This window comes from Mesorhizobium sp. L48C026A00 (genome assembly GCF_000502375.1).
In the GTDB taxonomy this organism is placed as follows: domain Bacteria; phylum Pseudomonadota; class Alphaproteobacteria; order Rhizobiales; family Rhizobiaceae; genus Mesorhizobium; species Mesorhizobium muleiense.
This window is the reverse complement of the sequence record NZ_AYWU01000042.1, coordinates 49,075-69,262: the sequence shown is the minus strand read 5'-3', so window position 1 is coordinate 69,262 and position 20,188 is coordinate 49,075. Positions and strand designations below refer to the sequence as shown.

Here is a 20,188-nt window from a genome sequence, read left to right as displayed (position 1 = left end):
CCTCTCATAGGTCAATAACCCCACGCTTGCGCAGCAGGATCCAGAAGAAGAACGGGGCGCCGGCGATCGCGGTGACGATTCCGATCGGCAGTTCCGCCGGCGCCACGATGGTGCGGGCGACGGCATCGGCTAGCAGCAGCAGGCAAGCGCCAAGCAGGGCCGAGGCCGGCAGCAGATAACGATTGTCCGGGCCGATGGCCAGGCGCAGCAGATGCGGCACGACGATGCCGACAAAGCCGATGCCGCCGCTGACGGCGACAGACGCCCCGACCGCCGCCGAGACGCCGATGATGGCCGTGTATTTCAGCCGCTGAACCGGAATGCCGAGATGGCCGGCGGTGGCTTCGCCCAGCGCCAGCGCGTTGAGGCCGCGCGCCACGAACGGCATCGCCGCCAGCGCCAGCACGATCACAGGCCCAACGGAGCCGATTTTTTGCCAGGTCGCGCCGGCGAGCGAGCCGAGCTGCCAAAAAGTCAGGTCGCGCAACTGCCGGTCGTCGGCCATGAAGATCAGGATACCAGTCAGCGCCATGGCAAGGGCCGCCAGCGCGATGCCGGCGAGCAGCATGGTGGCGACCGAGGTTTGGCCGCGCCGGGTGGCCACCTGATAAAGCACCAATGTCGTCGCCAGCCCGCCGCAGAACGCCGCCAGCGGCAGAGCGAGTGTGCCCAGCATCGAAGTTATCGGCGCCAGCACTGTGGCGCCAAGCACGATGACGGACACCGCGCCGAGGCTCGCTCCGGCCGAAACGCCGATGAGACCGGGGTCTGCCAGCGGGTTGCGGAACAGCCCTTGCATCACCGCGCCGGAGACGGCCAGTGCTGCGCCGATCAGCACACCGAGCGTGACGCGCGGCAGGCGGATATCGTAGACGATCAGGCGGTCGCGCGCGCTCAGCGCCTCGTTGCCGGGTGCTGCACCCAACAGCCAGTCGCCGACGACGCTGACGGCCGAGGCATCGGATGCGCCTGAGGTCAGCGACAACAGGACGGCAACGGCAAGTCCGAGGAACAAAGCCAGGATGACGATGCGCGCGCGCCCAGAGCGGTCGCCGTCGGATGCTGTCGCCATAGTGCTCGAACCAGCGATCGATTGATCCACCATCGGGCGCCCGCTCAGTCCGCGGCCTGCCCGCCATAAAGCGAGGCGGCAAGGTCGTGGATGACGTCGGCGGTGCGCGGCCCGAAGCCGAGCAGATAACCGCCATCCATGCGGACCACCTTGCGCGCCGCGCCCGCCGGTGTCGACCGGATGGACGGGTGCGCGAACAATTCATCGTCCGATACGCCGGGGCCGGCATTGTTCATCATCAGGATCACGTCGGGCCTGGCGGTGATGACAGCCTCGTCGGACAGTTGCTTGTAGCCGGAATAGCCGTCGATCGCATTGACGCCGCCCGAAAGTCTGATGATGCCGTCGGCCGCGGTGTCGCCGCCGGAAGCGAGGATCTTGCCGCCCCGCATTGACAGAACGAACAGGACGCGCTTGCGGTCCTTGATCGCGGACGTCTGCTTTTCGGCGGCCTTCAGCTTGGCATCGATCTCGGCTGCCAGCGCATCGGCCTTGGCGTCTGCGCCAATCGCCTTGCCGACGATGCGGATCTTTTCGAGAATGCCTTCGTGGTCGTAGCGCTCGGGCACCTCGATGAACGGGATGCTCGTCTTCTTCAGCACGTCGACGGTTTCCTTCGGCCCGCTGCCGTGCAGCGCCAGGATGCCCGACGGATTGACCGACAGGACGCCTTCCGGCGACAGCTGGCGCATGTAGCCGACGTCAGGCAGCTTGAGCGCCGCTTCGGGATAACGGCTGGTCGAATCGCGAGCGACCAGCCGGTCCTGCTCGCCGAGCGCAAAGACGATCTCGGTGATCGAACCGCCAATGGCCGCTATCTTCGACGGGTCCGCAAAAACCTCCGTGCCTTCGGCGGCGCGGGCCGGCAGTGCAAAGGCCACGCAAAAGGCACATCGTGGCCCCAAGCGCCATTCTAAAAACACGCGCCCGTTTAAGCAAAGCAGCCATTGTCGTTGTCCTTAGGCTGCGGTCGGGCTTGGAATGCGCGGCAGGTTCTCTGCCAGAAACCGCCATTCCTCGCGCTCGCTTTCGCCTTCGTGGCGCTTGCCGAAGAACTGGATGATCATCTTGCCGTCGGCGCCATAGGCTTCGAGAGACGTGACATGGCCATCCTTGGTCGGCTTGCGCACGGCCCAGACCTCTTGGATGCGGTCGGTCCGCAGATGCAGGTGGAAGGTCTCGTCCAAGACGTTGATCCACGGCCCCATCGGCTTGATCGACTTGATCGGGCCCGAATGGATCTGGATGCAGCCGCGATTGCCGACAAAGCACATGATCGGCATCTCGCCCTCGGCCGCATGATGGAACATGGCGCTGACGGCATCGAGGTCGAGCAGCCAGGCGTAATCCTGGCCAACCATGCGCAGCGCCTGGCGGCGGTCGAGCTTCAGCGTCTTCAGCATGCCGAAGAACTGATGCACGTCGGTCAGACGGCTCCAGCGGTCGCGCAGATCGTCGACGTCAGCGGAAGCGGCGGAAGCCTCGGCCTCGCTTTCAGGCCCGCCTTCTGAAATCGACCCTTCCTCTGAAATCGCGACGCTCGACTCCTGGTTCGGCGATTCCAGCTCGGCCACCAGCTTCTGATAGGCATAGAGGTTCGACGCCGGCCGCAGATGCACCTTGTGCACCGCCTCGCCTGCCGCATCGAAGAACTGCAGGCTGCGCCTGATATCGCCGCCGTCGCGCTTTTCGACGGCAAAGCCGTGCGCCCAGGCTTTCGGGAAGATGCGCAGGTCGATGTTCTCGCCGAGCACCATGGCATTGTGGTTGCCGGTCACGACCTTGTCGTAGACGCCGATCTTCTCGTGCACGGCGCTTTCATTGCGCGTCAGCGCCATGACCTCGCCGACGGCCTCGAGGCCGGTCAAAAGATCATTGACGCGCGGCTCGACGCGGAGGACGCCGTCGCCGCAATGCGCGGCGACCAGCTCGGCCTCCGAAATGCCAAGCTGGGCGGCGAGATCGCGCTCGCGCGTCTTCGGATTGTCTGCCCGCGCCCGCCGGATCTCGTGCGGCGCGGGCCTTACGCGCTGGTCCATATTTTTATTACCTACTTGTTGAGGATGAGCTTGCCCTGGCGGGTGATTTTTAGCCGGTAGAGCGCTCCGTGATGCTCGATGCCGATCTCGTGCTCGCCCTGGAACAAGGCGTTGCTGGACAGGGTCCTCACCGTCAACGCAACCCGATCGAAACGAGCCGAATTGTCGTCGGAACGGCGGACGCGATCGCGAAAGTCATTGGGCCGAAAGTCTTTGGGATTGTGCGTGTTCATCTGGTTCGATCCCTTTCCTGGGCCGGGCCTGGTCGGCTGGCGCGGCGGTGCGTGAAATGCCGATTCATTTCTTGACTTGAATACTCATGTTTACTAGTCAGTGCAATACCGGACTACATGAGTCAAGATTAAGAAGCCGGACACGACGAAAAATGCCGGCGCGTCAAGCCGGCCAGCATCGAACCAGGATTTTTGGAGTTGGGCATGGGGTTGGGGAATTGGGGACGGCTGGGTCTGGCGAATAGCAGCCCAGACCCGGGGCATAGAGGTCCGGCGCATCGATCGATGGCAACGGGCATGGCGGCATTGCTGGCGGGCGCTGCGGCGATCGCTTTGCTTACCCCGTCGGCCAATGCTCAACAGGCCGCCCAAACTGCAACAGATCGGCAGCAGGCCGAACAGGCGCAGGCGCCTGAACAGCCGGCCGCGGCAGGCGCAACGCTGCTCGACCAGATCCTGGTCGTCAGCCGCACCGGCGAGACGGCGATCGATTCCCTGGGTTCGGTCAGCCATGTCGATCAGGAGCAATTGCAACGCCGCATGGCGACGACGCCCAACGACATGCTGTTGGGTGTGCCGGGTGTAGCGGTCCAGGCCGACGCAAGGCGCGTCTCCTCCAGCATCAACATCCGTGGCTTGCAGGATTTCGGCCGCGTCGCGGTCATCGTCGACGGTGCGCGGCAGAATTTCCAGCGCTCCGACCACGGCCCGCAATCGACCTTCTATATCGACCCGGAACTCATCAAATCCGTCGACGTCATTCGCGGCCCGGTCGCCAACACCTACGGCTCGGGGCCATTGGCGGCGTCGTCCTGTTCGAGACCAAGGACGCGGACGACTATCTTCGCGACGGCGAGACATGGGCGGCGGCCGCGGCCGGGCGCTATGAGAGCAATGGCGAAGGCTGGACGACCAGCGCTGCCGGCGCCTACCGTTTAAACGAAAACTGGGATGTCCTCGGCAACATCGTCTATCGCGACTACGACGACTACAAGGATGGCGGCGGCGATACGGTCGACGGCACCGGCTTCGACGTTTTGAGCGGTCTGCTGAAGACAACCATCCGCCCCAACGAAAACAGCGAACTGAAGCTGGGCTGGAATGGCACGAGCGACGGCTGGAACGAGGTGGGCGGAGGCACGCTGGTGAATGACGTCGACCTGGAGGCGAATACCTTCACGGCGCGCTACAACATCACCGATGAAGACAAGAGCTGGCTCGATCTCCACGTCAACGCGTCCTACAACAAGACCAACATGGAGATGACGAGCCTGGTTCCGCAAAACCGCTTTGATCCAGTCACCGGTCTTCCCATCGTCCTGCCGGCGGGCTCGATGTCGACCTTCGATGTCGGCACTTCGGGCATCGACATCTGGAACACCTCGCGGTTCGAGACCGCCGGCATTGCGCACGAACTGACCTATGGCGGCGACTGGGTTGGCGACGATGTCGAGACGGGTGGCGCCGCAGGCGGCGCCAGTTTCTATACCCCTTCGGGCAAGAGAAGCGTTTCCGGCGCCTACATCCAGGACAAGCTCACCTGGGACTGGCTCGAAATCATCGCCGGGCTGCGTTACGACAGCTACAAGCTCGAAAGCGATGTCGGCGAAACCTCCGGCGACCGGCTGTCGCCGCGCATCACCGTCGGCGTCTCGCCGTTCGAAACCGCCAGCCTTGCGGGACTGCAATTCTACGGCACCTATGCCGAGGGATATCGCTCTCCGTCGCTGTCGGAAACCCTCATCAGCGGCAACCATCCGGCAGGCGTCAGCTTTCCCTTCCTCCCCAATCCCGATCTGAAGCCTGAAACCGGCAAGACCGTCGAATTCGGTATCAACTACAAGCGCGATGACATCCTCGAAGCCGGCGACGCGTTTCGTTTCAAGGCCGCCTACTTCAACAACGACGTCGAAGACTACATAGCAGATGTAACGCTATCGGCATTCGACCCGACCAGCGGCTGCCCGTTCGGCCCCGGCATCCCGATCTGCGTCCAATACCAGAATTTCGCCAAGGCCAAGATCAACGGCTTCGAGATGGAAGGTGTCTATGATGCCGGATGGGGCTATGCCGGGCTCTCAGCTTCGATCATCGATGGTCACACGATTTCCTACGATGGCGAGCGGGCTGAACTGCTTACCATCCCGTCCTCACAGGTCACAGCACAGCTTGGGTTGCGATTCCTGGAGGACAAGCTCACCGTTGGTGGCGAAGTGCAGTACAATGGCAAACCGAAAGGCAATCCGATCGCCGACGATTATACGCTGGTCAATGTCTTTGCCAGTTACCAGGCGAGCGACAATTTCAAGATTGATTTCCGTGCCGACAACCTGTTCGATGTCAAATATGCCAACCCGCTCAATATCACCACGTCTGGCCAGCCTCCGGAGCCTGTCTTCGCGGCCTACGAGCCCGGCGTCACGCTGAAGCTGGCGGCGACAATGCGATTTGGAGGCTGACGACAATGATAAGCTTGACGGCATCGCTTCGCCTGCTGACCTCGGTGCTGGCCATGCCGCTTGCGATGGGTCCGGCGTGGGCGCAACAGTCTGCGCCGGCCCCAGCTCTCACGCTTGAGCTCAATGGCGCGCAGGCCTCCGAAAAAGGCTGCCGTCTGACGTTCGTGGTCAACAACACGCTCGGCGCCGACCTCTCGAAAGCAGCGTTCGAGATCGCGCTGTTCAACGAGGCCGGCGTCGTCGACCGGCTGACGGTGCTCGACTTCAAGGACCTGCCGGCGGGCAAGACCAAGGTGACGCGTTTCGACCTTGCCGGCGCCGACTGCGCCAAGGTCAGCCGCGTGCTGATTAACAGCTCGACTGAATGCGCCGGCACCGGCATCCAGCCGGACGCTTGCATGCGTGGACTGAAGACCGAGACCAAGACCGGCATCGCCTTCGGGGTCTGAGAAGGCAGCCCGCGCTGGCCGACCTGTTGCCGCTGGGCGCAAATGATGTTGATTTGACAAGTCCGCGCCGGTCGCGGCAGGTCTCGCCGCGAGCCATGCAGAACATCAGTCCCCTCCCCGACGCCGATGGCGAACTGGCGATTGCGCCGACCGGACCGCTTGCGCCGGCCCGACCGTCAGCCATGAGCCGCAAATGGACGGCGGCGATCGTCGCCTCCTGCCTGTTTCATGCGGCGGTGGCGGCCGCTTTTCTCGTCGCACCTGCCGGCACGTTTGATGCCGGGGACGCAATCGAGGTGGAAGGCGCCGATCAAACCGGCGCCAACGTGGTCGGCAGCGCCTTGGATAGTCAGGGTGCGTTGAACGTCACCCTGGTGCCCGACCCGCGGCCGGCCAAGCCCGAGGTCAAGCCCCAGATCAAGCCAGAGTCGCCTGCCGACCGGCCCACCGGGGACCGGCCCATTAGGGAAATGGCCGCGCAACCACCCCCGCCCTTGCCGCAGATTGTCGAGCAACCCACTGCCACGCCAGACATGCTGATGGCCGAAACCCCACGGCTGGACGAGCAGAGCGTGGTTCCGAAGATCGAAACGCCGGCAGAGCCGGCTGCTCCGGCCGAAAGCACCGAGGCCCCTCCTGCCGATATCGGACCGCCGCCGATCCCGACCGCAAGGCCAAGCGCGACACCAGGTCTTGGCGGAGCCGGCGAGACGAACAATCCCCGCGGCGGGGCGGATGGCGAGGAAAGCAACGCGGTGACTTCCAGCAAGGGCAAGGAGCAGGCAGCGGCAGGCAACGCGATCGAATCCGGCTACAGCGGTGAAGTCCAGAAGAAGCTTGCCCGCGCCAACCGTCATGTTTCGAAAGCGATACAGGCGAGCGCTCGCAACAATGCCAGGGTCGTTTTCGTTGTCATGGCCGACGGCAGCATCAGCGATATACAGCTTGCCGAAAGCTCAGGTTCTGCGGAGCTTGATCAATTCGCTTTGACACTGGTGCGCAAGCAAGCGCCTTTCCCTCCCATTCCAACCGAAACCGGCAAGTCAAGCTGGGTGTTTAAAGCGCGGATTGGTCCATTTTAACAGCCTGCGCCTCATCGTTTCAGGCATTCCAACACGCATCATGATCTGCAGTCACGAAAGGACGGCCAATGTACATCGCCATGAATCGCTTCAAGGTCCAGAATGGCTCCGAGGAGGCCTTCGAGGACGTCTGGAAGAACCGTGATTCAAGTCTTTCGGAGATGAAAGGCTTTAAAGAATTTCATCTGCTGCGCGGTCCGGTCAACGAGGCCGAAGGCTACACGCTGTTTGCCTCGCACACCGTGTGGGCGAGCCATGAGGATTTCGTCGCCTGGACCAAATCCGAGAACTTCCGCGCCGCGCACCGCAACGCCGGCTCCACCAAGGTGCACTATCTCGGCCATCCGCAGTTCGAGGGCTTTTCGGTCGTCGAGGGCGCGTGAGTAGTCTCAGGCGACCCATGGTTCCCTTGGGCTTTTGCCGAACGATCGGCGCCTGACGAAATAGGGCGCCGTCGGCGAAGCTGCCAATCTCCCCCCTTGTGGGGGAGATCGGCCGTCATCTCGGCCTTCGCCAATCGTGGGAATGCAGGAAAGCCCCGGCCGTCCCTTACGCCGCGGCCAGCAGGCTGGCATTGCCGCCGGCAGCCGTGGTGTCGACGCAGACGGCGCGCTCATGCGCATAGGCGGCCGGGTTGAGCACTTCGCTGACCAGCGGCACGATCGGGCCGGCGCGGTCGGCGATCACCTTGCGCACGATGCGAGCGGCCTCGGGCGTGCCGGAAAAGGCAACGACGTCGACACGCAGCGCGCGTGCCTCGACCGGGTCGGGCCGGCCGTCGATGGCCGCCAGCGGCAGGCCTTTGCCGGTCAGTGATGAAAGTGCTGCCGGCGCACCCGGCGCGACGGCCAGCACCGCATTGCCGGCGGCGAGCGCCTGGATGGTCTGGGCAAGCAGCGTGTCGGCGTCCGGTCCCAGGCACAGCACGCGGCCGCGCGGCGACAGCGACAGCGTGTTGGCCTCGCCGGTCGGCCCGGGCAAATCGACCTGGCCGAAATCGATGCTTGCGGCAGCACCGATGGCCGCGGCACCCTTGCCGCGCAAATGCTTCCTCAGCACGGCAACGCGGTCCGCCCGCGTCGACCAGCCGCCGAGCGCCGGGTCTGGCAGATTGTCGGCGAGTTCGGTCGCCGTCACCTTGTGGCCGTCAAGAACAGGCGTGCCTGCCTGCGGCCCCTTGCGGAACCGCCTGAGATAGTGCGGCCCGCCGGCCTTCGGCCCGGTGCCGGAAAGTCCTTCGCCGCCGAACGGCTGAGAGCCGACCACGGCGCCGATCTGGTTGCGGTTGACATAGATGTTGCCGGCATGGATGCCGTCGACGAAATGCTGGGCGCGGCCTTCGATGCGGGTGTGCAGGCCGAAGGTCAGGCCATAACCCTTGCGGTTGATCGCGGCGATGACCCCGTCGATATCGTCGGCGTCGAAGCTGGCGACATGCAGCACCGGCCCGAACACCTCGCGCTCGATGTCCTCGATGCCCTTGACCCGAAAGACATGCGGCGCCACGAAGCGGCCATCCTTCGGCGCTTCGAGCTTGGCGATCAGCCGGCCTTGCAGGCCCATCTCAGTGCAATAGTCGCGGATCGATTTTTGTGCCTCCTCGTCGATGACTGGCCCGACATCGGTCGAGATCCGCCAGGGATCGCCGAGGCTGAGCGCTTCCATCGCGCCTTTCAGCATGTCCAGCATCTTCTTCTCGACGTCCTTCTGCACGTAGAGCACGCGCAGCGCCGAGCAGCGCTGGCCGGCGCTCTGGAAGGCCGAGGCCAGGATGTCGCGCACCGCCTGCTCGGGCAGCGCAGTGGAATCGACGATCATCGCATTCAACCCGCCGGTCTCGGCGATCAGCATGGCGTCGGGCGCGGCAGTCTCGGCCAGCTGCTTTTCGATCAGCTTGGCGACGTCGGTCGAGCCGGTGAAGCAGACGCCGGCAATGCGCGGATCGGCGGTCAGCGGGCCGCCGACCGAGGGGCCGTCGCCGGGCAGAAGCTGGATGACGTCTTCCGGCACGCCGGCTTCGCGCAGCAATTCGACCGCGCGGAAGGCAATCAGCGGCGTTTGCTCGGCCGGCTTGGCGATGACCGAATTGCCGGTGACGAGTGCTGCCGCAATCTGGCCGGTGAAGATGGCGAGCGGAAAATTCCATGGCGAGATGCACGCGATCACGCCGCGCGCCTCGGTTCCCGTTTCGGCATTGGCCGCCTCGATCGCGTAATAGCGCAGGAAATCGACCGCCTCGCGCACCTCAGCGACGCCGTCGGCCAGGGATTTGCCGGCCTCGCGTGTGGCGAGCGCGAAGAATTCGATGGCGTTGGCCTCATAGAGGTCGGCCGCGCGGTTGAGGATGGCGGCGCGCTCGGCGACGGCGCGCTTCGCCCAGGCCGGTTGCGCCTCCATGGCGATGCGCATGGCGGTCGCAACCTGTTTGGCGGTAGCCTCGCTGACCGTGCCGACCACTTCCTCGGGCTTTGCCGGATTGACCACCGGACGCTGATTGCCGTAGCCGGCGGCACGGGTGATCGGCCTGGCGTGCCAGCGGTCCGGCCCGGCGAATTCAGCCCTGGCCTTGTCGATCGCGGCCAGCGTCACCGGATCGGTGATGTCGAACCCCTTCGAATTGCGGCGGGCAGCACCGAAGATCGCCGACGGGCTGGGAATCGCCGGATTGGCGGCCGGCCTCTGTTTCTCGACGGTTTCGAGCGGGTCGCGAGCAATATCCTCCGGCTCGACCTCCTCGTCGGTGAGTTGGTGGACGAAGGAGGAGTTGGCGCCGTTTTCGAGCAGCCGGCGGACCAGATAGGCAAGTAGGTCGGAATGCGCGCCGACCGGGGCATAGATGCGGCAGCGCGTGCCCTCGGCCCGCCGCACCGTCTCGTGCAGTGCCTCGCCCATGCCGTGCAGGCGCTGGAACTCGAAGGAGTCGCGATCGCCGGCCATCGACAGGACGGCGGCGACGGTGTGGGCGTTGTGGGTGGCGAATTGCGGATAGATGCGGTCGGTCATCGACAGCAGCTTTTTCGCGCAGGCCAGGTAGGACACATCGGTGTTGGACTTGCGTGTGAAGACCGGATAGCCGTCGAGCCCAAGCGCCTGCGCCCGCTTGATCTCGGTGTCCCAATAAGCGCCCTTGACCAGCCGCACCATGATGGTGCGGTCGTGCTTCTTCGCCAGTGCATAGAGCCAGTCGATGACGAAGGCGGCGCGCGGACCGTAGGCCTGGACGACGACGCCAAAGCCGTTCCAGCCGGCAAGCTCCGGCTCGGCCAGCACCCGCTCGGTGATTTCGAGCGACAGGTCGAGGCGGTCGGCCTCCTCGGCGTCGATGTTGAGGCCCATGCGCGAATGGCGCGCCGCCAGCGCCAGCGACAAAAGCCGCTCGGCCATCACAGGCAGCATCTTTTCCTTCTGCGTCGCCTCGTAGCGCGGATGCAGCGCCGACAGCTTGACCGAGATGCCGTGATTCTGGCGGATGTCGGGGCCGTTGGCGCCGGCATCGAGCGACGAGATGGCGTCGGCATAGGCCTTGAGATAGCGCAGTGCGTCGGCCTCGGTGCGAGCCGCTTCGCCCAGCATGTCGAAGGAATAGAGATAGCCTTTCTGGGTCATCGGCCGGCCGCGCTTGACGGCCTCGGCAATCGTGCGGCCGAGCACGAACTGCTCGCCCATTTCGCGCATGGCGGCGGCGACCGCCCTGCGGATGACCGGCTCGCCCAGCCGGCGCACCATGGCGCGCAGTGTGCCTTCGATGCCGTCCTCGCCTTCATCGAGCACCCGGCCGGTCAGCATCAGCGCCCAGGTCGACGCATTGACGAAGATCGAGCTCGAGCCGCCCGAATGCGCCGACCAGTCGTGCGGCGCGATCTTGTCGGCGATGAGGTCGTCCATCGTCTCGGTGTCCGGCACCCGCAGCAGCGCTTCGGCCAGGCACATCAGCGCGACGCCCTCCTTGGTGGACAGGCCGTAAGCGGACAAAAAGACTTCCATCAGCCGCGGATCGGACGAGCCGCGCACCGCCCGCACCAGATCGGCGGCGCGGGCCGAGATTGCCTTGCGCTCTTTCGTCGAAAGGCCCGTCGCCTCGGCCAACCGCTTCACGGCCTCGTCTTCGTCAGGCAAGTAATTGGCACGGATCTGCTGGCGGATGGCTTCGAGCGCTGGCATGACGGTCCTGTGGAGCGAGCATCAGTGAGCGGTCCGGCGGTCACCGGACCGAATGACGCAAGCTAGCACAAAGCGTGGTTTCGATCGGTCCAAAGAAATCGACAGGAGAGGTCGATTGATCTATCATTTGGGCGGATTTCCTCCAATTTGACCAGATATTTGATGACAGAAGACCAATTGGACCGCATCGACAGGAACATCCTTTCGGCGCTGGGCAGCGACGGCCGGCTTTCGATGTCGGAACTCGCGGCAAAGGTCGGCCTGTCGAAGACGCCGGTGCAGGCGCGGGTCAAGCGGCTGGAAAAGGACGGCATCATCCGAGGCTACCAGGCGATCGTCGACCGTGAGCGGATGGGCGAAGGCCATGTCGCCTTCGTCCAGGTGAAACTGTCGGACACCCGCTCGGCCGCGCTCGACGCCTTCAACCGCGCCGTGCAAGCGGTGCCGGAGATCGAGCAATGCCACATGATGGCGTCGAGCTTCGACTATCTGCTGAAGGTCCGCACCACCGACATCGCCGCCTACCGCCGCGTGCTTGGCGAGCGCATCTCCGCTCTGCCCCACGTCGCCCAGACCTCGACCTTCGTGGCGATGGAGACGGTCAAGGACCGGTAGTAAAGCGCTGATGCATTGACGTCGGCGGGACAGCGCCCCCTCTGTCCTGCCGGACATCTCCCCACTTGGGGGAGATCGGCGGCTTCGGCGACAGTGCCCCTTTTCTTGAATGTTGAAAATTGGCGAAAGCCGAGGGGCAGCCAATCTCCCCACTCGTGGGGGAGATGTCCGGCAGGACAGAGGGGGGCGCGAAGGATCGCTACCGAGCAGCTGGTCCCTCACTCCGCCAGCGTCTTCAAGAACGCCACCAGTGCCGCGCGCTCGCGGTCCGAAAGCTGCAGCGGGTGGATCTCGGATACACCCTCGACACTAGCAGGCGCCTTCGAATAATGCGCCACAACCTCCTCGAGCGAGGAAAACTGCCCGGCATGCATGTAGGGCGCACGGGTGGCGGCGCCGCGCAGCGACGGCGTCTTGTAGGCGCGGACGAGTTCCGGCCCGGCCTTGACCATGAAGCGCAGCTCGCCGCAGGCGCTGGCGCCACCATCGCGAAACGCGCCGAAACAGTTGAACGGATCGGCCTCGACTTGGCGTACCGCGTCTATGCGGCCGCGATCCGGCGGCAGGTTCGGCACCGACGGCACGCCGGTGTTGTGAAAACCGCCGTCCGTAAAACGCGGCCCGTTATGGCAGGTCACGCAATTGGCCCTGCCGATGAACAGCTTTAGCCCGAGGATTTCTTCGGGCGACAAGGCATCGCCGCCTTGCGGCGCCTGTATACGGGTATCCAAAGCGGCGGCGAACCGGTCGAAGCGCGTCTGCGGTGGCGCGATCGATCGCTCGAAGGCGGCGATCGCCTTGCCGATATTGGCGAAGACGCGGTTGACGTCCTCGGCTTGCGCATCGGACATGGCATTCCAGGCAGCCTTCTCGGCATCGCCGCCGAGCGGACTGGCATTGGCCGGCACATTTGAAAGGTCTGGCAGCGGCCCGAAGATGCGCTCGTAGCGCTCGCCGAATCGCGCCTTGATATAATGCGCGTAGGCGGCGCGGTTGCCGGCCTGCTCCAGCGGATTTTCCAGCGGCGCCAGCGCCTGCGCCCAGAGACTGTCGCGCCGCCCGTCCCAGAAGAACCATGCGTCATGTACAACGCCGGCCAGCGGCATGGTGCGCCGGTTGGTGCGGCCGACACCGACCGCTCGCGGCAGATCGTCCTGGAACTGCCGGTCGATCTTGTGGCAGGTCGAGCAGGAAACCTTGCCGTCGCCGCTCATCCCGGGGTCGAAAAACAGCGTCGCGCCGAGCGCGGCGGCAGCCGGCACGTCGGCGAAGCGGTTGGTGGTGTCGGTTTTCAGCGGCGGCAGGGCTGACAGCGCCAGCGAGGCGATGGTCTTCTTTTCGGCATCGGAAAACTCAGGCTTGCCGCAGCCGGCAAGCACAGCCATCGCCAGCAGCGCGAAAAGTCGCGGAAAGCGGTTCATCTTGCTCCAGCGCTCAGAGCAACACATTGAAGACCACCGTGTCGGATCCGGCCGCCGCGGAAATGGCGAAATGCAGTTGCCACAATCCGCTCATTGTGAATTTCACCCCGCCGATGCGATAGCGGCCATCGCCCAGATAATCGGTCGCATGCGGGCTGGTTGGCAGACCGTGCCTGTGCTGCGGCATGCCGCCGGATATCGAGATCGCAGCGCCCTCCACCGGGGTGCCCGCATTTGTCTTCAGGGTCAGCAGCCAGGATTGCAGCTCGCCTTGACGGACAACGCCCCGCTCCGGCTCGAAACTGGCTACGAACAGGCCGTTCGCCGTCTCTTTCGAACGGGCAATCTCGGAGCCGGCGAGCCGAGGCGCTTGCGGCGCGGTCACATAGACGGCGGCGAGAATGCCGGCCAGCAAGGCAGCCAGACCAACACCTGCCAGAACGTTGCGCCATAACGATGCCAAACCGTTTCCTCTTCCGGATATAACGCCCGCTGGGTAGATTTGCGTCCCGCCGCTTAGTTGAGAAAACGCCGCTGGCGCAAAAATCCTCTGCCGCCAAGCATGGCGCTGCCGCTCGCAAAAAGCTACAGCACCGGGTCTTTGGTTTGTGCATGTCGTGATCCCAAAACCGCCGCGCAGGCTGTGGGCGACATGCACCAGGAGAGAGAGTACATGGCAGGAAACGGCGTCGCTTCGATCGGTGAATGCATGCTCGAGCTTTCAGGCCAAGCCGGGCCGAACTGGCGCATGGGCTTTGCCGGCGACACGTTCAATACGCTGTGGGCGCTGCATGCGCTGAGCGGTGACCGGCCAGCGACCTATGTGTCGGCGTTCGGCGACGACCCGTTCTCGCGCGACCAGAGCGATTTCTTCGCGCAAAACGGCATCGGCATCGGCGCCAGCCCGACTATACCAGGCGCCCGGCCTGGCCTCTATGCAATCACGCTGACCGGCGCCNATCGGCATCGGCGCCAGCCCGACTATACCAGGCGCCCGGCCTGGCCTCTATGCAATCACGCTGACCGGCGCCGAACGCTCCTTCACCTACTGGCGCGGCGACGCAGCCGCGAGACAGCTTGCATCCGACGCGGCCGCTTTGGCGAAAAATCTTGAAAATCAGGCGCTTGTTTACTTTTCCGGAATCACTTTGGCAATTCTGGACGACGCCGCGCGCAAGACACTTTTGGCGGCGGTGGCCAAGGCGCGCGCCGCCGGAACGGTTGTCGCCTTCGATCCCAATTATCGGCCGCGGCTGTGGCGCCGGCGCGAGGAAGCACAGACCGCGATCCTCGATGCGCTGGCAGTCTCTGACATCGCGCTGCCGACCTTTCCCGACGAGCAGATGCTGTTCGGCGACGCAGCGCCGCAGAAAACCGCGGAAAGGCTGCGAAAGCTGGTCGGCGAAGTCGTTGTCAAGAACGGCGAGGAGCCGGCGCTGATCGCCGCAGACGGCACCCTGCAACCGGTTCCGGCCGTGCATGTCGCCGCCCCCGTCGATACGACCGGCGCCGGCGATTCCTTCAATGGCGCCTATCTCGCCGCCCGGCTTGCCGGCGATGCCCCAACCGAGGCCGTGTTGCGCGCGCATCGCGTCGCCGCCGCCGTCGTCCAGGTGCGTGGCGCGCTGGCGCCATTCGAGACGTTAAGGGCAGCGTTCGGGGATTAGAACCGACAACCGCCGACAAGCTCGCAGCCCAGGCGCTCGCTATCCGCGCTTTTCGATGACGCCGTACAGGACGTTGCGGTTCTCGCCAAAGAACACCTGCGCCTCGACGGTGTTTCGATCGACGCTGGCATTGATGATGTTCCACATATCGGCCTCCGACCGCAGCAGCAACACCCAGTTCATGAACGTCTCCCAATACCCGGCGTCAGGGTTGCCTTCTGCGTAGTTCGCAAACAGGAAGGTCCCGTTCGGCTTCAACATCTGCAGGCAGGTTTTCGTGAGCTTCACGGCGACGTTGTGCGCAAGGTAGTCGTAAAGGCCGGAGGCGTAGATGAAGTCGAACTTGCCAAGCTTGTGGCCCCGCGTGAGCATGGTTCGCACCGAGCCGTCGATGGCCTCTACCGCAGTGCCCTGGAAGTCGCGCGTGATCAATCCAACGCTCTGAGGGTCCTGATCGAGTGCAACCCAGCGCTTGAGACGGCCCTCCTGTAATGCGGCCGAGCGATTGGCCTCCCTTAAATGGCCGGCCGCAATCGCCAGGACCTCGGTTTGCGGTCCATTCCTGGTCGCAATCTTATCGACATAGCGGGTCAGAAGATCACGCCGTTCCCGTGCCGCGATGGACGACGGCACATCCTTGGTATGCATGTAGAGCGCCTTGCCGATCTCCGAGGCGTTTGCCACGCTCTCCGCCACGTGCGGATCGCAATAGATGTAGTCGAGCAACTGCGCGTCGCCGGAATAACCTCTGGGCTTGTCATGGGACCACCGCGTGAGCGGATCCTCAAGAAAGTACTCCAGGACCGGGTGGTTCTGCACCACCGGTATCAATCCCTGCCAGACGTCGGGATGAACCTTGGAACGCGTCGCGCTGAGGTACGACGTCACACGACGAATGATCTCGGCGGGGTCCTTTCGTTGCTCGATTTGCTGGTGTGTGGTGTGGAGAATGAGCGCAAGCTCGACGCGAGCGGTTTCGAACGCTTCGCTATGAGGCTCGAGCTTTTTTTGAGGGAGACTGGCGGCGATCATCTCGGCAGTAATCAAACTTTTGCCATCGAGGATGGTTGCCACCGCAGAACTCCATAATCACATTTAACTAGATATCGTTACATATTGCGTAAAATTTTATCTTTGCCAAGACACATGTCAGGCATTTTAGCGGTGTCGTTAAATTCCCGCCAACCATGCTGGTTTTTTGGACGCCTTGCGGGTCGGATTCCAGATACGAGTTAACCCAAACCTATATGCGCGACTGCATATTGCTTGCGAGGCGCCGCAATTCGCTGTCGCGCCTGAGGAGTCGGCCGGCGTGGGGGTAGAAGCTAGAAATGAGTTCGGCATACAAAGCCCCGTTCAAATGGGGCTTAGGGTGACGAACGAATACGCGTCATCCGCATTGGCCGATATGGCCCATGCGGAACCGCTTGAGCGGCGCTACGAGCGACGGTCCGACGAACTCCGCAGCCTCTACTGGGAGGAAGGCCAGGCGAAGCGAAGGATGGACGCCAGGCCGGGGCTTTGGATCGCCGTCGCCATCTATCTCATGTTTTCGGCAACGGATCTGCTGCTGATTCCGGATGTGGCACTCTATACGATCACGGCGCGCTTCGCGGTCGGAGTGACTGCGCTGTTGACCCTGGAAGCACAACTTCGCCGGGGGGTCGGAACGGAATGGATTGACGTGACTTGCGCCGCAGCCATCATCTTTGGCTATGTTGGTTGGTTGTCCCCAGCGGTTATGGCCGCGGACAAGGAAAGCGTCTCTTATTATATGGTCTTCGGTACTATCTTCATGATGGGCGCCAATCTTTTCTTCACATTCAGGTTTAATCTATCCATCGTAACTTCTGCTATAATTTTGTGTGTACTATACACCGTGAACTATTTCGTACCTTCTACGCTAACATACAAAATAGTACTAGGAATTTTTTACATTTCGTGCTTCATATTCACGTCGTATGTAAACTGGAGGTTAAACGAGGAACGTTACAACGTCTTCCTGAACGCCTTGGAAGCTAAAATCCAGCACAAGGAGGCCACCGAGCGCGGACAGGCGCTCTTGAATCTGTCGAGAACCGATCCGCTTACCGGTCTGGAGAATCGGCGTGCGATCGACGAGAAGCTGCGCGACTACTGGAGCGACTGGCAAAGGCATGGCAGCGGTTTTGTGGCGATCCTCATCGACGTGGACTTCTTCAAAAGGTTCAACGACTACTACGGACATCAGGAAGGCGATCGCTGCCTGATACTTGTCGCCAATGCCCTTGCCGAAATGATCAAGCAGCACAATGGCTCAATCGGCCGCTACGGCGGGGAAGAATTCATTGTCCTGGCTCGCATGGAGAAAAGGGAACAGGTCGCAGGTCTTGCCGAAGCCATTCGAAGCACGGTGGAGAACCTCGCGCTTCCCCACCAGCAGCGCAGAGACGGCACCTCGGTGGTGACGGTGAGCGTCGGCGCTGCCTTCACCAGGGCGCAGACTGGCGCCAAGCTGGAGAAGATCGTCCACGAGGCCGATCGTGCGCTCTATCTGGCGAAAGCAGGCGGTCGCAATTGTACCTGGCTGTTCGATCCAAACGATCCCCAGAGCAGCGACGAGAGCGAGAACATTGCGGCTTTGCTGAAGATCGCGATCGGCCAGGATCTCGTTTCACTCGTCTACCAGCCGATCCAGAACGTGGCGTCTGGCCGGGTTGAAGCCGTCGAGGCTCTGATGCGCCTCAAAATGCTGGACGGTACATCGGTTCCGCCGAGCCTGTTCATTCCTGTTGCGGAACGAACCGGCGCGGTCCTGGAGCTCGGGCGCTGGGCCATAAGGACAGTGTGCACCGAGCTCTTGGCGGACGATCACGTCCGTGTCGTCAGCGTCAACGTCTCTCCAATTCAGCTCAAGACGCCCGGCTTCGCAGCTTCGGTTGCGACGATTTTGAGCGAGACCGGCGTCGCCGGCAGCAGGCTGGCCCTCGAAATCACCGAAGGGCTGGAGATGGAGATGCACTCCGACGTTCTGCGCTGCATCAGCGACCTGAAGCTGCTGGGGGTCAGGGTATGGCTTGACGACTTCGGGACGGGCTTCGCGGGCCTCTCATGGCTTCGTCTCATCGATTTCGATATGGTGAAGATCGACCGCTCGTTCCTGCATGACTGCGGCACCCCAAGGGGCAAGGCGATGCTGCAAGACATCATTGCCCTGGTGCGAAATCGCGGCCATAAAATCCTGGTCGAGGGGGTGGAAACCGACGAGCAACTGGCCCTTATCCGCGAATTCGACATCGATAAGATCCAGGGCTTTCACGTCGGCCGACCTGCTCCCGCCGCGAATTTCCGCACGAAACCGGCCACCTACAAACGCACATTGTCGATCGTCAAGTCGGCATGAATGGCGGCGAGCGGCTACCGCCAGCCGTCGTCGCCGCGCTTCCCTCAGCAATGGTCCAGCGGCAATGTCTCGGGCCCGGATATCCGGATAGCCGATCGACCGTCGCCGCCGTCTATCTCAGCGGATCAGGTCTGGCTCATTGCTTCGTGCTCGCCTCCCGGAACGCCGCCTCTCCGGCCTCCGACACCNGACACCTCGGCCCACTTCTTGTCGGCTGCCGGATCCGCGGCGTAGCTGTCGTGCCAGTTCCACCATTTGTAGGCCGGGGTCTGGGGATAGCCCTCGGGCGAGTCCTCCCAGGAGGCGATGGAGCCTGGCTTTCAGGCGGTCGTCGACTGCATGCTCGGGGCCGGCTTGACGCGGGGAGATCTGCTGTTCGCCGGCTGCGCCGCCGCCGCGAACTGGCCGAACAACTGGCGATCATCGCCATCGGTTCGCGCGGCGATACCAAGGAAATCAGAAAACAGATCAAGCAGCTGTCGAGGGACTAGGGTCAAAACTCAATCAGCCGGTGATCGACAATAACCGGGATGGAAGGCGGCCCGTCGTTGGACGTTCCCCACCACGACAGATACGCGCTCCGGCATCTCTTTAGGGCAGCCATAGCCGCACTTCCACCCATCGCTTACCTCATGCGGGCATCAAATCGATGACCCGCATGATCGCGACCGCAGTGCTCGTGTTCTGGGTGCCTTCTGTAGTAGCGCCTTTAGCGCAGGCCCAAACATCGCCCTTCTTGACTGTGAACTTTTCTTTGTTGTGAACGACCGAAAGTTCTCCCTCAGTCATGTGGCAGAGCATGTCGTTCGTCATCATGTTGTCCGGCGGCATTAAGCGGTTCCGAGTAGCCTAAGACGCGAAGTCCGCTAGTTATGATTCTAGAGTGGCCGGCCGGCGCGGATCATGGAGCGTGCAATTGCGAGCTGCGCCTCGACCTCGGCGTTTCCTTTTGCGGGAGCCGCGCCGCCTTCACTGAGTTGGAAGCGGCTGTGGAAGGGCCTCCAGCATGCCGGCGAGGCGCCCAACGAGATGAAGAAGCGGCCGACGATGCAGTGGGTTAAGCCGGGTTCACTAGCGCCGCGGTCCAGAAGCCAGCGCAATGGCACCAAAGGCGGTTATAATCTCACGCCAGACCATTTCCGGAACCTATTCAGACATTCCAAGCAGCCTGCAACAAATCGCCTCCCGTCGGCATCCGTTTGCGGCGGTCATGGTTCACCTGCGACCGAATCTGGACACGGCGCAGAGCCAGGACTACTGTCTACCCAATGAGCAGGTTCGTCCGCATCCTCGCAGTCGTCTTCCTCGCGGCCTTCGCCCTCGGCACGGCGGCGCATGCCGCGGCTTTGACGGACATGTCCCTGAAGATGTCGATGGCTGAGATGGACGGCGACATGCCCGACTGCCAGGACTGTCCCGGCGATGACGGTGAGACGTCGGCATGCGACCAGTTCTGCGTTACCTCGCTTGTCGCGATCTGCACGCCTGCCGCGGCCGAGCTGCCGCATTTCGCCGGTATCGTATCCTTGCCTCCCGGAGAACCGTCCGACGGCCGCACCGGTCCGCCTGAGCCCTATCCTCCCCGAACCACCTTCCTGAGCTGACACG

15 protein-coding genes and 3 pseudogenes are annotated in these 20,188 nt (G+C 63.2%); 8 read left to right on the top strand and 10 right to left on the bottom strand.

Annotated features, from left to right (window positions below; all coding sequences use genetic code 11):
* Positions 1-4: 4 nt before the first annotated feature.
* The 4 genes from X738_RS77665 to hemP form a co-directional block, all read right to left on the bottom strand.
* Positions 5-1,105: a FecCD family ABC transporter permease gene (locus X738_RS77665; RefSeq protein WP_023803593.1), complete on the bottom strand. Its 1,101-nt coding sequence runs from the start codon at positions 1,103-1,105 to the stop codon at positions 5-7.
* An 11-nt stretch (positions 1,106-1,116) separates the two neighbouring features.
* Positions 1,117-1,953, bottom strand: a complete 837-nt coding sequence (locus X738_RS77660) for a heme/hemin ABC transporter substrate-binding protein (protein ID WP_023803592.1) — start codon at positions 1,951-1,953, stop codon at positions 1,117-1,119.
* Positions 1,954-2,031: 78 nt separating this feature from the next.
* Complete coding sequence (locus tag X738_RS77655) at positions 2,032-3,111, bottom strand: hemin-degrading factor (RefSeq protein WP_023803591.1); 1,080 nt, start codon at positions 3,109-3,111, stop codon at positions 2,032-2,034.
* An 11-nt stretch (positions 3,112-3,122) separates the two neighbouring features.
* Positions 3,123-3,344: a hemin uptake protein HemP gene (gene hemP, locus X738_RS77650; protein ID WP_023803590.1), complete on the bottom strand. Its 222-nt coding sequence runs from the start codon at positions 3,342-3,344 to the stop codon at positions 3,123-3,125.
* A 204-nt stretch (positions 3,345-3,548) separates the two neighbouring features.
* On the opposite strand from hemP, the pseudogene X738_RS77645 reads away from it, so the two are divergent.
* The 4 genes and pseudogenes from X738_RS77645 to X738_RS77630 all read left to right on the top strand — a co-directional run bounded on the left by X738_RS77645 (position 3,549) and on the right by X738_RS77630 (position 7,717).
* Positions 3,549-5,803: pseudogene (locus X738_RS77645) on the top strand (TonB-dependent hemoglobin/transferrin/lactoferrin family receptor).
* A 5-nt stretch (positions 5,804-5,808) separates the two neighbouring features.
* Entirely contained in the window at positions 5,809-6,252 is a 444-nt protein-coding gene (locus X738_RS77640) for a hypothetical protein (RefSeq protein ID WP_023803587.1), read from the top strand.
* Positions 6,253-6,488: 236 nt separating this feature from the next.
* Positions 6,489-7,334, top strand: coding sequence for an energy transducer TonB family protein (locus X738_RS77635; protein ID WP_245277858.1), 846 nt, complete (start codon positions 6,489-6,491; stop codon positions 7,332-7,334).
* A 68-nt stretch (positions 7,335-7,402) separates the two neighbouring features.
* Positions 7,403-7,717: an antibiotic biosynthesis monooxygenase family protein gene (locus X738_RS77630; RefSeq protein ID WP_023803585.1), complete on the top strand. Its 315-nt coding sequence runs from the start codon at positions 7,403-7,405 to the stop codon at positions 7,715-7,717.
* A gap of 166 nt (positions 7,718-7,883) precedes the next feature.
* Here the strand turns inward: X738_RS77630 and putA are convergent, their stop codons facing one another.
* Complete coding sequence (gene putA, locus X738_RS77625) at positions 7,884-11,495, bottom strand: bifunctional proline dehydrogenase/L-glutamate gamma-semialdehyde dehydrogenase PutA (RefSeq protein ID WP_023803584.1); 3,612 nt, start codon at positions 11,493-11,495, stop codon at positions 7,884-7,886.
* 162 nt (positions 11,496-11,657) lie between these two features.
* Here putA and X738_RS77620 point away from each other — a divergent pair, with 162 nt between their 5' ends.
* Positions 11,658-12,110 carry an Lrp/AsnC family transcriptional regulator gene (locus X738_RS77620; RefSeq protein ID WP_023803583.1) on the top strand — a complete coding sequence of 151 codons (453 nt, stop codon included), beginning with the start codon at positions 11,658-11,660 and terminating at the stop codon, positions 12,108-12,110.
* A 218-nt stretch (positions 12,111-12,328) separates the two neighbouring features.
* Here X738_RS77620 and X738_RS77615 read toward each other — a convergent pair whose 3' ends face one another.
* Both X738_RS77615 and X738_RS77610 read right to left on the bottom strand, forming a co-directional pair.
* Positions 12,329-13,531: a cytochrome-c peroxidase gene (locus tag X738_RS77615; protein ID WP_023803582.1), complete on the bottom strand. Its 1,203-nt coding sequence runs from the start codon at positions 13,529-13,531 to the stop codon at positions 12,329-12,331.
* Positions 13,532-13,544: 13 nt separating this feature from the next.
* Positions 13,545-13,994, bottom strand: coding sequence for a FixH family protein (locus tag X738_RS77610; protein WP_023803581.1), 450 nt, complete (start codon positions 13,992-13,994; stop codon positions 13,545-13,547).
* A 210-nt stretch (positions 13,995-14,204) separates the two neighbouring features.
* Between X738_RS77610 and X738_RS77605 the strand changes: the two are divergent.
* Positions 14,205-15,198, top strand: a pseudogene (locus X738_RS77605) (sugar kinase).
* A gap of 39 nt (positions 15,199-15,237) precedes the next feature.
* Here X738_RS77605 and X738_RS77600 read toward each other — a convergent pair.
* Positions 15,238-16,272: a class I SAM-dependent methyltransferase gene (locus tag X738_RS77600; protein ID WP_023803578.1), complete on the bottom strand. Its 1,035-nt coding sequence runs from the start codon at positions 16,270-16,272 to the stop codon at positions 15,238-15,240.
* Positions 16,273-16,558: 286 nt separating this feature from the next.
* On the opposite strand from X738_RS77600, the gene X738_RS77595 reads away from it, so the two are divergent.
* Complete coding sequence (locus tag X738_RS77595) at positions 16,559-18,580, top strand: putative bifunctional diguanylate cyclase/phosphodiesterase (RefSeq protein ID WP_084833952.1); 2,022 nt, start codon at positions 16,559-16,561, stop codon at positions 18,578-18,580.
* A 136-nt stretch (positions 18,581-18,716) separates the two neighbouring features.
* On the opposite strand, the pseudogene X738_RS87910 reads toward X738_RS77595, so the two are convergent.
* Positions 18,717-18,879, bottom strand: a pseudogene (locus X738_RS87910) (DUF899 domain-containing protein); the annotation flags it as partial.
* A 331-nt stretch (positions 18,880-19,210) separates the two neighbouring features.
* Positions 19,211-19,411, bottom strand: coding sequence for a cupin domain-containing protein (locus X738_RS77590; RefSeq protein WP_023803576.1), 201 nt, complete (start codon positions 19,409-19,411; stop codon positions 19,211-19,213).
* A gap of 437 nt (positions 19,412-19,848) precedes the next feature.
* Between X738_RS77590 and X738_RS77580 the strand changes: the two genes are divergently transcribed.
* Positions 19,849-20,184 carry a hypothetical protein gene (locus X738_RS77580; RefSeq protein ID WP_023803574.1) on the top strand — a complete coding sequence of 112 codons (336 nt, stop codon included), beginning with the start codon at positions 19,849-19,851 and terminating at the stop codon, positions 20,182-20,184.
* Positions 20,185-20,188 lie beyond the last annotated feature (4 nt).

Excerpts from the sequence above, each read along its gene's own strand:
- X738_RS77620 (WP_023803583.1), top strand. The coding sequence starts at position 11,658 with ATGACAGAAGACCAATTGGACCGCATCGACAGGAACATCCTTTCGGCG.
- X738_RS77665 (WP_023803593.1), bottom strand. The coding sequence starts at position 1,105 with ATGGTGGATCAATCGATCGCTGGTTCGAGCACTATGGCGACAGCATCC.
- putA (WP_023803584.1), bottom strand. The coding sequence starts at position 11,495 with ATGCCAGCGCTCGAAGCCATCCGCCAGCAGATCCGTGCCAATTACTTG.
- X738_RS77590 (WP_023803576.1), bottom strand. The coding sequence starts at position 19,411 with ATGCCGCCGGACAACATGATGACGAACGACATGCTCTGCCACATGACT.
- X738_RS77640 (WP_023803587.1), top strand. The coding sequence starts at position 5,809 with ATGATAAGCTTGACGGCATCGCTTCGCCTGCTGACCTCGGTGCTGGCC.
- X738_RS77630 (WP_023803585.1), top strand. The coding sequence starts at position 7,403 with ATGTACATCGCCATGAATCGCTTCAAGGTCCAGAATGGCTCCGAGGAG.
- hemP (WP_023803590.1), bottom strand. The coding sequence starts at position 3,344 with ATGAACACGCACAATCCCAAAGACTTTCGGCCCAATGACTTTCGCGAT.
- X738_RS77615 (WP_023803582.1), bottom strand. The coding sequence starts at position 13,531 with ATGAACCGCTTTCCGCGACTTTTCGCGCTGCTGGCGATGGCTGTGCTT.
- X738_RS77655 (WP_023803591.1), bottom strand. The coding sequence starts at position 3,111 with ATGGACCAGCGCGTAAGGCCCGCGCCGCACGAGATCCGGCGGGCGCGG.
- X738_RS77595 (WP_084833952.1), top strand. The coding sequence starts at position 16,559 with ATGGGGCTTAGGGTGACGAACGAATACGCGTCATCCGCATTGGCCGAT.
- X738_RS77580 (WP_023803574.1), top strand. The coding sequence starts at position 19,849 with ATGAGCAGGTTCGTCCGCATCCTCGCAGTCGTCTTCCTCGCGGCCTTC.